Genomic DNA, 13,424 nt, shown 5'->3' on the forward strand with positions numbered 1-13,424 from the left:
TCAAAAATATAGCATTTTAAAAACAATCACCACCGCCCAAAGCGGTGGTTTTGGGATAACAATAAAAAAATACCAGCACGTGGCTGGTATTTTCTAAGGGTGATTACATCACTTCAATCGGCCCACCAAAGGAGAGAACCGGTGGCACCTTGCCAGTGAACTTCTCAAACTCCACAATACAAGTATTGGCTGAGGTCGCTTGCGCCAGCTCAGACGAACCCACGTCCAATGTAAGGTTGTTTGGATCGCCATAAGTACAAAGCGCGCCGTCTTTTTCACTCATAGGGCCATACCACGCACCCTCTTCGATACGAATCACGCCACGTGGGTAGCTGTCACTCAGTACTGCGCCGGCCAAAAGCTGACCACGGTCATTGTACACTCGCACTAGATCCCCATCTTTGATGCCTTTGGCTTTTGCATCTTGTGGGTTGATGTACACAGGTTCACGACCTTGCACCGCGTAAGTGGCACGGAACTCTTCCGAGTCACACATCTGCGAATGCAAACGCTTGTCTGGGTGACACGATTGCAGCCAGTACGGATACTTGTCAGAACCTGGGCCGCCATGAGAACGCTCGGTTTTTTCGAACCACATTGGGTGCTCTTGGCAATGCTCATAACCGTAACGGCCGATCTTGCGTGAGCTGATTTCAATAAAGCCCGACGGCGTACCCAATGGGTTGATTTCAGGATCACGGCGGAAATCAGCATGGCGAACCCAAGGTTTTCCAGTACCAAAATCCAATACGCTCTTTTCCCAGAACTCATCAAACTCTGGCATCTCAAACTTGCCCGCGTTGGTTTTTTTACATTCAGCGTAAAGTGAACGCAGCCACTCCATTTCAGTCATGCCACGAGTGTATTCATCAGCACGGCCAAAACGCTCCGTCAGTTCCGTCATAATTTGGAAATCGGTTTTTGACTGGAACAGCGGATCAACCAAACGGTGCATTGCCACCAAACCACGGTTTGAGTATGAGCCGTAAACGTCAATGTCATTACGTTCCCATTGAGTACACGCTGGCAATACGATATCAGAGAAACGACAAGTCGCAGTCCAGGTAAATTCAATGGTCACCACAGTGTGTAACTTACGGAACGCCTGCTTCATGCGGTTACGATCTTGGTGGTGATGCCATGGGTTGTTACCGGAAATAACCACCATTTTAAAATCTGGCAGAGTCACGTCAGCGCCGTTATAGCGGATCTTTTTGCCCGGTTCGAGGATCGAATCAACCCAACGCGCCACCGGAATCACACTGCTAAAGCCTTTAAAGTCGTTATTATCCCACTTCGGTTTTGAACCTGTATCTAGGTTACGTGGGAACGCGCCAGGGCCTGCAAAACCAGTTGATGGTACGCCGATACTTGAATAGTGGTGACCATAAGAGATCCCCCCACCAGGCAAGCCAATTTGACCGACCATCGCAGCGATAACCGCGCCCATCCAGTATGGCTGTTCACCATGCTCTTGACGCTGAATACACCAACCAAACAGCAGCTGAGTACGACCACTGACCAACATGCGAGCAAAGTCGCGAATTTGGTCGGCTGATACACCACAAATCGCCGCCGCCCACTCTGGGGTCTTCTCAACGTTGTCTTTGGTTTGACCTTGCACATAAGCGATAAACTCTTCAAAACCAATACAATAGGTTTTGATGAACTCTTTATCGTACAGATCTTCGTTATACAGTACGTGTGCAACCGCCAACATAAAGGCAACGTCAGTTTGCGGGTTGATGTACATGTGATCATTTTGGAAGTAACGCTGAGTTTTGTTCTTCACTGGATCAACGGAAAGCACATTGATCTCGCCCTTAGCGATTTTTTCTTTCAGTTGCTCAAGGTAAGCATAAGACTCATGGGTTTCACAGTTCCAACCCACTTGCAGGTTTTTCACCGGATCGGTTGCCCAAAGGACAATGTTGTCAGAATTAGCAATAATTTCTGACCAAGAGGTGCCTTGTGCGTAAACTTCCGTCGAGCCTAAAACATACGGCATGATGGTTTGACCCGCACCCGTTGAGTAGTCGCCCACTTTTTTAATGAAGTTACCGTGCATACCAACCGCGCGCTGCATATGAGCAGTACAGTTATGGAATAGACCCGTTTGGTTCCAACCAGTTTGGCCTGCCATCAGACCCGATGGGCCGTACTCTTTTTGTACCAGCTCAAGCTCGCGGTAGAACAAGTCCAGCGCTTCATCCCAAGTGACGCGAACAAAACGGTTGTTACCACGCGTATCACCGCTAAATTTGTGCTTTTTCAGCCAATCCAAACGCACCATAGGGTAACGCACGCGCGATGGGCTGTAGAGGATCCCACGAATACCATTCAGCATATCGGTAGGGTGCTTATCGATTTCCGATAGTGGTTTTACCGCTTGAACTTTGCCGCCGTAGATGTGGGCGCGAAACGCGCCCCAATGCGAACCAGATACTTTCCAAGTACCGCTGGTTTCAGCCGCTTTAGCTGAATTTGAAACCAGTAGGCTAGGACCCATTACTGAAACAGCGCTGGTTGTCGCAACGCCTTTTAGAAAACTTCTGCGTGTAATAGACATAATGACTTCTCCAATCGCTGAATTAGTGGTGTGCTTCAACAAAATCTGATGAATGCTTCTGCAGATACTTCAGTACCAGTGCTTCACTGTCGGTATCAAAGTTCACGAACGCCAACATGCCATCAAACATGCCCGGCCAAGTATTGGCATCAAAATGCGCCTCTGCTGGTTGGGTATGGCACACTGAACAGTTAGTGTTATACGACTCGCGGGCTTTTTCCCAAATCGGTGTCACGTCGTTAAGTGACGACTCTTTTTTCATCCAAACCGTTGCAGCCACTTTTTCCCATGGCAAGCCAGTAAGCTCGTCGACTTTCTTTTCACCCGTCGTGATAACATTGCTATCGGTCGAGGCTTCTTTTAACAAAGAGGCGGTTGCAATGTTCAAACCGAAGTCTTCTTGAATCACTCGGCCAAAGCCTTTCGCTTTACGCCAACCGTCAATTTCAACTTTCACCATGTCGCCCTTCTCTTCCAAAACGGTGACGGTAGACGCTGGGTTAATCAAACCGGCTTCTTTTTTGGCATCTGCTGAGAAATAGACAGGCAAATGACGCACGGTAACGATTTGTTGTCCTGCTGCGTAATCTGTACCTGAAGTCAATTGCTCTAGCTCACCGACAATGCCGCCCACACTGTCCATATTCTCTGGCAGTTTGTGGGCAATACCTTTGTGACAATCCAAACAGCTTTGATCTTTCTCCGCTGCTTGCTTCATTTGAATGCGAGCGGTGGCAGACATTTGGTCAAAGTCCATTGAGTCATAGTTGTGGCAGTTTTTACACTCTAACGATTTGTTCGCAGAAAAACGGGCCCACTCATTTTGCGCAAGAACGATACGACGTTCTTCAAACGCCCCCGGCTCATCGTAATTACCAAAGACTTGCGCAAACACCTCTTTAGAGGCCTGCATCTTACGCGCAATTTTGTCAGTCCAATTATGTGGAACATGACAATCTGGACACGTTGCACGAACGCCAGAGCTGTTTTTCCAGTGCACCGTTTCTTGCAGTTCGACATAAACGTTCTCGCTCATGGTATGACAGCCAACACAGAATTCTTCTGTGTTTGTCACTTCCAGTGCGGTGTTAAACCCACCCCAAAAAATAATGCCCGCAATAAAGCCACCCATGGTTAGCACGCCGAGACTAATGTGGACGGCTGGGCGAGTTAAGGTGCGCCAAAGCTTAATAATTAATGATTTCATGTTCTGTACTCTAACTTCTTTCTGATATTGCCTAACTCAAGGTTGGATCTCGATTAATGAGCGCCTGGAGGTCCGATTAAAAACATCTGCATAAACCAGACGATAAATCCGTATCCCCCAACCAGAGCCACACTCAGAATTGGAAACAGAACAACAGTAATGAAGAAAAATGACTTCCACTCCAAAGAGCGTTCTTCGCCACCTTCAATTTTATTAACATCACTCATACATTTGCCCATGATTTTGATTCAAAATTGAAAAAACCCCACTCAAAAGAGCGAGGTTTAAGAAACTTTACTGGGGCGAAATGTTAGATCAAATCTAGCGATTTATTCAATCAATTAACACGCCAAATCCCTTGTAATTCGGTACTTTTTTGAAGCCAAACCGAGATGTGATCAATTGCTTTTTGATGTTTTAATATATGGAAAAATATGAAGAAAAATTAAAACAAATCCACACCAATAATATTTAACAAATAACTTACAACCACAATCCACCCATCGCCTCATTAAACGAAATCATCGTCACAATACTCAGCGAAATAAATCGCCAGCTTAGTGTGCGGGCGTTTACTGTAATGCTGCCTAAAAAAACGCTTGACACTCGTTGTGCAATAAGAGTTTTTATCTATTTAAACCAAAAGGTTAGCACCAGAAAGCTTGTCCACGGGATCGAACACACCTTATCCACAGAAAATGTGGATAACCTTTCTGACACTACAATTACACGTTTTCGTCATGTGACTGTCATTTCGCACTTTTATACCTATACCCAAACAATTTGGCGTTGCAGGTAAGCGGCAAACGAACATAACCTCTGAGCACTTCGTGAACATAGACTAATTATGTGATGAGGTTTGTAAGAGCCAGCCCCTTAATTTTTCGAACAAAAGCCCTGCAACCTCAAGTGAAAAGGGTATATAGCCAAGTTATATCTAAGAGAGTGGGTCATAAGGAGACAGCACATGGAAGCACAGGGTTATGGTTTGGAACGGGAACAAGAGACTGTGAGAGAAGAGAACGAAAAGAATTGGCTGATCACGGAACCAAACGAGAGCAATAACGAATGGGTCGCCATTCAACCGCTGCAATTGGTATGCACTTTATGTGATTTGTCTTGAAAGATTAACTATTCGAGAATGTGGTACAAAAAAGGCGCCACAGTTTACCCAGCGCCTTTTATAGATATTCAAAATAATTGAAGTTGCCGCTTCAAATCGAGAGCGAGTATCGCCGAACTATTCACGTAGATAAATTAACCAGTACCACATGCCGACAAACACGCCACCACCGATAATATTGCCTAAGGTAACAGGGACCAGGTTATTAATCAGAAAGTTCATAATGGTCAAGTCAGCGAAATCGGCAATGCTGGTGCCTGTTGCCGCCCAAAATGCGTCAGGGGCAAACGCCTTGATCCCGATGGCCATAGGCACTTGAAACATGTTTGCAATACAATGCTCAAACCCAGCAGAAACAAACATCGCCACAGGTAAAATCATCACCATAATCTTATCGGTTAAAGTACGGCCGCTAAACGTCATCCAAACAGCAATACAGACTAGAACGTTACACATGATGCCCAAGGCAACCGCCTGCCAGAAACCGTGATGCAACTTATGTTGGGCTATCGACATGGCGTTAATACCGACTTGGCCACTGTCAAACATGTATTGTTTCGTCACCATCATACACCCCACTAGGAGCAAAGCCCCAACAAGGTTACCGCAGTAAACAATGACCCAGTTTTTAACCAAGACTCCCCAGTTGATTTTCCCGCTGGCCCGCGCCACCAAGGTTAGCACCGAACTGGTAAATAATTCTCCGCCAGTGACGACCACTAAAATGAGACCCAAACTAAACGCTAACCCACCCACAAGACGAGTCATGCCCCAAGGCAAATCCTCAGCCCCGGTTGTCACTGTGGTATAAAAAATGAAAGCAATACCAATATGCAAGCCTGCGGAAATCGCTAGAAGAAAAGATTTAAACGGATCTTTAGTGGCTTTGGCCACACCAATTTCCGCAGCACGTTCCGCCGCCTGAGGCGGTAATAAGGAGTCAAATTGGTTAAAATTCATGGGGCTCACCCATCTGCATCAAGATTATGGGCGCGGATGTTGCGCCGATTTGTGATCCATTTCAAGCGCGATTTTTTGTGCAGGCCATAAATTATTTTACCAACGCACTAACATATTCGGCGCTCATCTCTTTCGCAAGGCACAAACACTCTATACCTAAGTAACCTCAAGGTGCATGGTTATAGTGTCTGCTACGTTATCTAGATTAACGTAGCAGCCCCTTCTGTGACTTGCTGAGAAAACAAAAGTAAAAATAGCCATTCCCCAACGACGCAACACAACAAGTTGGATGAACATAGCAATTCAAACGCAGAAAAATTGTCTTTATATGAGAAACTGGCTAGATTGAAACGGTTGAATCATTAAGGAAATCGCATATGAAGTTTGATCAATCACTATTAGAAGAAATGAATCTGCTGCTCCAATTTGACTTAAGTAGCGCAGCAACTGGGATTAAAGTCCATAGCGATGCAAGTGAAGAAGCAAAAGCGGCAGCGCAGCGCCTCTATGAAAAACAGCTTTGCACACAACCTGACGGCGGCTATCTAACCGACGAAGGCATCGAAATGGCCGAGCACGCTGACCGTCTGCTACGCCGTTTAGCCAGTGCGTAAACCCTCGATAAACCGTGTTCATATTGAACAATTCAAAGTCAAAGCAAAGGCCGATTCACGGCCTTTCTTGCATTTTGGACCTAGATAATCGCAAGATACATTTTTGGAGTTGCAGTATACCCAAACAACTTCAAAATGCAGGTAGGCGACCAGCGAACAAAGCCTCTGAACACTTCGTGAACATAGCTAAACTATGTGATGAAGTTTGTGAGTGCCCGTCAACACCGCTGCAATTTCAAGTAGGACGGGTATAAAACTATCAGCAAACAAAGCCTTGGAGCATAGGGATATAAAATGGTAATACAGCGACGAATACTCATCCTCGGCGCAGGTTGGCTTGGTCTACCACTTGCAAGCACGCTAACACAACACGGTGATAAGGTGATTGTCACACGGCGACATTGGCCCGATGAAATCCTCCAAACATCGAAACACGCACTCATCTACGAATCACTAGATTTGGCACAAGCGGATGCGTTTGAGTCGCTCACTCACTTAATTCGCCATCACAAAATCACCCATATTATTGGTTCGTTTCCTCCGGGCTTTCGTCAGGGTGGCGGCCAAGATTATGCCAAGTTTTGGTTGAGCATTGCGAGAGCCGCACGAGATAGCGCGATACAAAAGCTTGTCATGATAAGTTCAACATCGGTATATGACCAGCCAACAGGGACCATGGATGAGTCTTGTGCTAACCCCGCATCGAATGGTGCTGATCTCAGCAAATCAGCGATTTTACTCGCGGCAGAGCACGCCGTAATCAACAGTGGCATTCCATATTGCGTGATCCGCTGCAGTGGGTTATTTGGCCCTCAACGCCACCCTGCGCGCTTTATCCATCGGCTTAAACAAGTCAGCCGTGTAGCGCCTGCCAATATGCTTCACCTTGATGACGCTATCGACATTATCTGCTTTTTACTGAGCCATCCAGAGAGCCATTTAGTCAATGCCACCACGCCAGAGACGGTCAGTAAGGCGGCGTTTTATCGAGCCGCAGCAGAACAGCACACCCAAATCTCCACACAAATTGCGCATAACGACGAGCCAGGTAAACGCATTAGCGCCACCAAACTGTTGTCGCTTGGCTACCAATTTCACTTTAATTCGACGCTTGATGCACTCAAGGCCCTCTCGTCACGGGATACTCAAACACGTTAAGTCGCTGAACCGCACCTCTCGAAGTGACTTATACCCAAACAACTTGGAATTGCAGGTAGGCAGCAAACGAACAAAGCCTCTGAGCACTTCGTGAACATAGATAAACTATGTGATGAGGTTTGTGAGAGGTAGTCAACACCCCCTGCCACTTCAAGTGTAAAGAGTATATCTTGAAGTAACTGGGTCTCTTTGTTGACGTAAAGAAGATAGGGGCGTTCTCATATCTGCGAGAACGCCGAGAACACTGGCATCGAATTCCCCTCATCACATCACGTCTTTGCATTGCAACACCGCTTGCGATTTTCTTGCTTATACTTCGCTTAACTGCCTTTAGCCGTCCCACTTGAGGTTGCAGCGTTGTTTGTTAATGGACTTTTATTGATGAAATAAGGGCGAACTCTCACAAATCTCATCACTGAATCGTTCTGTGATCAGAGGCTTTGTCGGTTTACTGCCCATCTGCATCTCCACACTTTTGGGGGCATATCACTCAGGCTATTTAAAGGCTGTAAGGCGTTCACCGTATCGACATTGGGGAATAAGCGATGAAAAAATGGGTTTTGGGAATGATTGTGGTTGCGCTACTCGCGTTTGGCACAGTCATTGGTTTCAACATGTTCGTAAACAACAAAATTGCCGACACCTTGGCCAACCTTCCGGAGCCTGTCTATCCTGTTACCGTAGCAAAACTTGAGCCCACCGTCTGGTCAAGAAACATCACTGCAATTGGTTTTATCGAACCCAATCAAGGTGTTGAAGTATCAAACCAAGTTTCAGGCATCGTTACGGCGATAAACTTTGCTAACGGCGCTTCGGTAAAGCAAGGCGACGTTTTGATAAACCTTGATGCCTCGGTTCAACGGGCAGACTTAAAAGCACAGCAGGTACAACTGCCCTCCGTTCGCGATGACTATTTAAGGTTGCGAGCGTTATACCAAGAGCGCTCGGTGTCGCAACAAAGCGTAGAAACGGCTCAGTCCAAATACCTTTCGCTCGAAGCCAACATTGAAAGCCTTGAGGCAACGATCGCGCAACGCGAAATCCGCGCTCCGTTTAGCGGCGTATTGGGCATTCGTAATATCAACCTCGGGCAGTATGTTTCCGCTGGCGCTAACCTCGTTCGTCTTGAAGATCTTTCGGTAATGCGAGTGCGTTTTAGTGTGCCACAAGCCAAACTGGGCCAAATCTATATTGGCCAGCCGATGTCACTAACCGTCGAAGCGTATCCTGAGCGCGCTTACAAAGGGAAGATCAATGCGATAGAACCTGTCGTTAACGATGATACTGGCCTTGTTACGATTCAAGCTGAAGTTCCGAACGACGATAGATCCCTACGCGGTGGCATGTTTGCCGATGTTAAAGTCGGCCTGTCACCATTAGAAAATCAGTTTGTGGTTCCGCAAACGTCTATCGTATTTGCGCTCTATGGCGACTCAGTTTTTGTTGTCGAAACCAAAGACAAAGAGAGCCGCGTTCGTCAAGTGAATGTCACTGTCATTGAGCGTGATGGCAACAATGCCCTTGTCACTGGCAAGTTGGAATTTGGCCAAGAAGTGGTCAGCACAGGGATCTTAAACATGGGGAACAATGTCAAAGTTAACGTGGTTCCAGATGACATTTCAGTCCCTGACAAGATGCCACAGTTATAAGGAGGACGGCGATGAAGTTTACCGATATCTTTATTTTCCGCCCCGTGATGGCCGCATCACTTAGTCTGCTACTGCTCCTCCTCGGGCTTAATGCGATGAATGACCTGCAGGTGCGCCAATATCCCGATATGACAAATACGGTCATTACCGTCGCCACTGCCTATCCCGGTGCGGATGCGGCTTTGGTTGAAGGTTTCATTACGCAGCCTTTAGAGGAGGCACTTTCTCAGGTCGATAACCTTGATTTTATGACCTCATCGAGTCAACTTGGCACCTCAAGTATTGTGCTTAACATGATACTTAACACCAACCCTGAGGAAGCGCTCGCCAATGTCTTATCGCAGATAAACTCTGTGTCCAATGAGATGCCCAAAGAGGCACTTAATCCATCCGTTACCTCGTCGACGGGCTCAACGACCTCGGTTATGTACATCTCATTTTTTAGTGATGTCCTCAATTCCAGTCAGATTGCTGACTATCTAGATCGCGTGGTTAACCCACAAATTTCAACCGTAAATGGTGTGTCAAACGTCACCTTGATGGGGGGCGCACCTTTTGCACTTCGCGTTTGGCCCGATCCTGAAAAACTTGGCCTGTATGATTTATCCACCAGCGATCTGGTTGCGGTATTACAGAGCAACAACTATCAATCCGCAGTCGGTCAATTCAACAGTTATTTCACGCTTCTTAATGGCACAATCGACAGTCAAGTCGATACGGTCGAAGGGCTTGAAAACTTAGTGATCAAAAGCGACGGTGGCCAAGTTGTCCACCTGCGTGATGTCGCTGAAGTGAGCATGAGTAAAAGTAACGACACCACACGCGCATTAGCAAATGGCCGCGAGGCGGTGATCATCGGTATTAACGCGACGCCAACAGCGAACCCACTGGATGTTGCCAAAGGCTCTCGTGTGATCTTTGAATCAATTCATGAGAATCTGCCACCAAACATTGGCGCAGAACTCATCTATGACTCAACATTAGCCATCACCGATTCCATCGACGAGGTGATTAAAACCATTGTCGAAGCGGCTGTGATTGTTATTGTGGTAATTTTGCTCTTCCTTGGTTCATTTCGAGCCGTGGTGATCCCGATTGTAACGATTCCACTGTCACTGATTGGCGTAATGTTTGTTATGCAAGGGCTCGATTTTACCCTTAACTTACTGACGTTACTTGCGATGGTTCTAGCGATTGGTCTGGTTGTCGATGACGCGATTGTGGTGGTTGAAAATGTCGATAGACACATAAAAATGGGCACCCCGCCCTTTAAAGCGGCGGTGATCGCAACGCGAGAAATTGCCGTGCCCGTGATCTCAATGACCATCACACTTGCAGCGGTTTACGCGCCAATTGCATTGATGGGCGGCATTACTGGCTCACTGTTTAAAGAATTCGCGCTGACTTTGGCCGGTTCTGTCTTTATTTCCGGCTTTGTTGCACTAACGCTGTCTCCTATGATGTGCTCAAAAATGCTCAAAGCTCATGAGAAACCGAGCAAATTCGAGCAAATCGTTGAACGAACATTATCAGGGCTAACCAAACGCTATCAACGAGTGCTACATTCGGTCATCGACCATCGGCCGGTAATTGTGGTATTTGCTTTAATTGTACTGGCCTCACTGCCTGTTTTGTTTAGCTTTATTCCATCGCAACTTGCCCCTAATGAGGACCAAGGGGTAGTTGTGGTATTTGGTAACGCCCCGTCAAATGCCAATAATGATTACATTCAAGCGAATATGGAGCTGGTGTCAAAAATCATTGGTGAACAGCCACAAGCTGCGGCATCGCTTGCGCTCATTGGTGTGCCAACCAGCAGTCAGGGCATTGCCTTTGGTCCGCTAATTCCATGGAGTGACCGTACTCAAAGCCAGTTAGAAATTTCCAATACGGTGACGGCGGCGGCTAAAAAAATTCCGGGCATTAATGCCGCTGCGTATCAGTTGCCATCATTACCCGGCGCTTCCGGCGGCTTACCGGTGCAGTTTGTTATCACCAGCCCTGCCAACTTTGAAACCCTGTACAACACGGGGAATAACATTCTTGAAAAAGCCAAATCGAGCCCACTATTTGTATACACTGATGTGGATCTCAAATACGACTCAGGGTTAGTCCAACTAACCATTGACCGAGATGCTGCGGGGGCGTATGGCGTCACAATGCAAGAAATTGGTGCCACTCTCTCTACCATGATGAGCGGTGGTTACATTAACCGCGTCAACATTGATGGCCGCTCTTACGAGGTGATCCCAGAACTGATTCGAGCCGACAGAGCAAATCCTCATCTCATTGAAAACTATTATGTTACTGCGCAAAACGGCGCGGCGGTTCCGCTTTCAAGCTTAGTCAGTTTCAAAGTCAATGGTTCAGCCAAAACCCTGCCTCACTATAACCAAATGAACTCAATCACGATTTCTGCGGTTCCTGCGCCCAATGTCGCGATGGGTGATGCCGTCAGCTTCTTTGAAAACTTGGCAAAAACGGATTTACCACAAGGGTATACTTACGCCTTCATGGGTGAATCACGTCAGTTCGTCACCGAAGGCAGTGCGCTTTACGTTACATTTGGCTTAGCGCTCGCCATTATTTTCTTAGTCCTAGCAAGTCAATTTGAGAGTGTGCGCGACCCGCTCGTCATCATGTGTACCGTACCACTTGCTATCAGCGGCGCTTTGATTGCCCTTGGGTGGACGCATGTTTCGGGTGAAACCTCACTCAACATCTATTCGCAAGTCGGGCTCATCACATTAGTGGGGCTTATTACCAAACACGGTATTTTGATGTGTGAAGTGGCCAAAGAGGAGCAGATCAATAACGGCGCAACCAAACGCGATGCCATTATTGAGGCTGCCACCGTGCGTTTACGACCAATATTGATGACGACATCGGCGATGATCGCAGGCCTAATACCCCTGCTTTATGCCACAGGCGCGGGGGCAGTTTCGCGCTATAACATCGGTTTGGTTATTGTGGTTGGCTTAGCGGTTGGTACTCTATTTACCCTCTTTGTTCTGCCCGTGATGTACACCTACATCGCAAGTCAACACAAGCTTCATGAAGGGCTAGAAGACGACTACGGCCCAATGGTGGATGGCCCTGTTCCAAGTGAGGATACCGATGCGGCGCAAAAGACCAAGCCGTCGAATACGCCTCCGGAGGATCTTAAACCACAAACTTAAATGTTCGGCAACTCGACGTTGCAGACAGCCAGCGCATCTGCAGCCTCAAATATGAAAGGTAGATACCCAACCACTTGGCGTTGCAGGAAAGAGGCCATCGAATGAGACCCCATGAGCATAGAAAACTATGTGAATGGGGCGAATGAGGCAGCCAACGCATCTGCAGCGTCAAATATGAAGGGTAGATACCCAAACCACTTGGCGTTGCAGGAAGGCGGCCATCAAATGAGACCCCATGAGCATAGAAAACTATGTGATTGGGGCGAATGAGGCAGCCAACGCATCTGCAGCGTCAAGTGGGACGGGTATCTGAGCTATTTGCCCATGGCCTCTTTATAATGCTCACGACAAACCGAAACATAACGATCATTACCGCCAATATCGACCTGATCCCCTTCGCGAATCGCATTGCCATGTTCATCGGTTCGAATCACCATATTGGCCTTGCGGCCACAGTGACAAATGGTTTTCAACTCGACTAACTTATCGGCCCACGAGAGTAAATAGCGACTCCCTTCAAACAGCTCACCTAAGAAATCGGTTCGTAATCCATAACAGAGCACGGGAATATGCAGCTTATCGACAACTTCGGTAAGCTGGTACACCTGCGTTTTTGATAAAAACTGACATTCATCGATCAGGACACAGTGAATCGGGTTTGCTTGGTGCAACGCCGAGATCTCATCCAATAAATTGGTGTCAACTTTAAATAGCTGCGCCTCTGCTTGCAAACCAATGCGCGAGCTGACTTTTCCAACGCCGTAACGGTCATCCAATGCGGCGGTAAAAATCACTGGATTCATACCGCGTTCTTGATAATTAAACGACGATTGCAACAAGGTTGTTGATTTACCCGCATTCATTGCCGAGTAATAAAAATACATTTGTGCCACAGACAAACACCTTATATTGACTGCTTCTGATACCTAAACAACTTGGCGTTGCAGGTAGGCGGCAAACGAACA

The 13,424-nt window shown here is 47.1% G+C and carries 10 protein-coding genes; 5 read left to right on the forward strand and 5 right to left on the reverse strand.

The genetic code is table 11. The features are described 5' to 3' along the window. Positions 1-103: 103 nt before the first annotated feature. Genes torA through torE form a run of 3 tightly spaced genes read right to left on the reverse strand, consistent with a single transcriptional unit; the run spans position 104 to position 4,003 of the window. A complete protein-coding gene (gene torA, locus HGP28_RS00785) occupies positions 104-2,569 on the reverse strand; it encodes a trimethylamine-N-oxide reductase TorA (RefSeq protein WP_168834525.1) in 2,466 nt (821 codons plus the stop codon). A 22-nt stretch (positions 2,570-2,591) separates the two neighbouring features. Continuing rightward, positions 2,592-3,776: a pentaheme c-type cytochrome TorC gene (gene torC, locus HGP28_RS00790; protein ID WP_168834526.1), complete on the reverse strand. Its 1,185-nt coding sequence runs from the start codon at positions 3,774-3,776 to the stop codon at positions 2,592-2,594. 53 nt (positions 3,777-3,829) lie between these two features. After that, the gene (torE, locus tag HGP28_RS00795; RefSeq protein WP_168834527.1) at positions 3,830-4,003 is read right to left on the reverse strand and encodes a trimethylamine N-oxide reductase system protein TorE; all 174 of its coding nucleotides are present in this window, start codon (positions 4,001-4,003) and stop codon (positions 3,830-3,832) included. Positions 4,004-4,743: 740 nt separating this feature from the next. Between torE and HGP28_RS00800 the strand changes: the two genes are divergently transcribed. Beyond that, a complete protein-coding gene (locus tag HGP28_RS00800; protein ID WP_168834528.1) occupies positions 4,744-4,899 on the forward strand; it encodes a hypothetical protein in 156 nt (51 codons plus the stop codon). Positions 4,900-5,016: 117 nt separating this feature from the next. Here HGP28_RS00800 and focA read toward each other — a convergent pair whose 3' ends face one another. Beyond that, entirely contained in the window at positions 5,017-5,859 is an 843-nt protein-coding gene (gene focA / locus HGP28_RS00805) for a formate transporter FocA (RefSeq protein WP_168834529.1), read from the reverse strand. Between the two features lie 377 nt (positions 5,860-6,236). Here focA and HGP28_RS00810 point away from each other — a divergent pair, with 377 nt between their 5' ends. The 4 genes from HGP28_RS00810 to HGP28_RS00825 all read left to right on the forward strand — a co-directional run bounded on the left by HGP28_RS00810 (position 6,237) and on the right by HGP28_RS00825 (position 12,459). Further along, the gene (locus tag HGP28_RS00810; protein ID WP_168834530.1) at positions 6,237-6,473 is read left to right on the forward strand and encodes a TIGR02647 family protein; all 237 of its coding nucleotides are present in this window, start codon (positions 6,237-6,239) and stop codon (positions 6,471-6,473) included. A gap of 294 nt (positions 6,474-6,767) precedes the next feature. Then, positions 6,768-7,631: an NAD-dependent epimerase/dehydratase family protein gene (locus tag HGP28_RS00815; protein ID WP_168834531.1), complete on the forward strand. Its 864-nt coding sequence runs from the start codon at positions 6,768-6,770 to the stop codon at positions 7,629-7,631. A 545-nt stretch (positions 7,632-8,176) separates the two neighbouring features. Next, complete coding sequence (locus HGP28_RS00820; protein WP_168834532.1) at positions 8,177-9,280, forward strand: efflux RND transporter periplasmic adaptor subunit; 1,104 nt, start codon at positions 8,177-8,179, stop codon at positions 9,278-9,280. An 11-nt stretch (positions 9,281-9,291) separates the two neighbouring features. Next, positions 9,292-12,459 (forward strand): efflux RND transporter permease subunit, encoded by a 3,168-nt coding sequence (locus tag HGP28_RS00825; RefSeq protein WP_168834533.1) that lies wholly within the window; start codon positions 9,292-9,294, stop codon positions 12,457-12,459. Positions 12,460-12,773: 314 nt separating this feature from the next. On the opposite strand, the gene HGP28_RS00830 is transcribed toward HGP28_RS00825, so the two are convergent. Further along, the gene (locus tag HGP28_RS00830) at positions 12,774-13,352 is read right to left on the reverse strand and encodes a thymidine kinase (protein WP_168834534.1); all 579 of its coding nucleotides are present in this window, start codon (positions 13,350-13,352) and stop codon (positions 12,774-12,776) included. Between the last annotated feature and the right edge of the window lie 72 nt (positions 13,353-13,424).

Source organism: Vibrio agarilyticus (genome assembly GCF_012641465.1).
In the GTDB taxonomy this organism is placed as follows: Bacteria; Pseudomonadota; Gammaproteobacteria; order Enterobacterales; family Vibrionaceae; genus Vibrio; species Vibrio agarilyticus.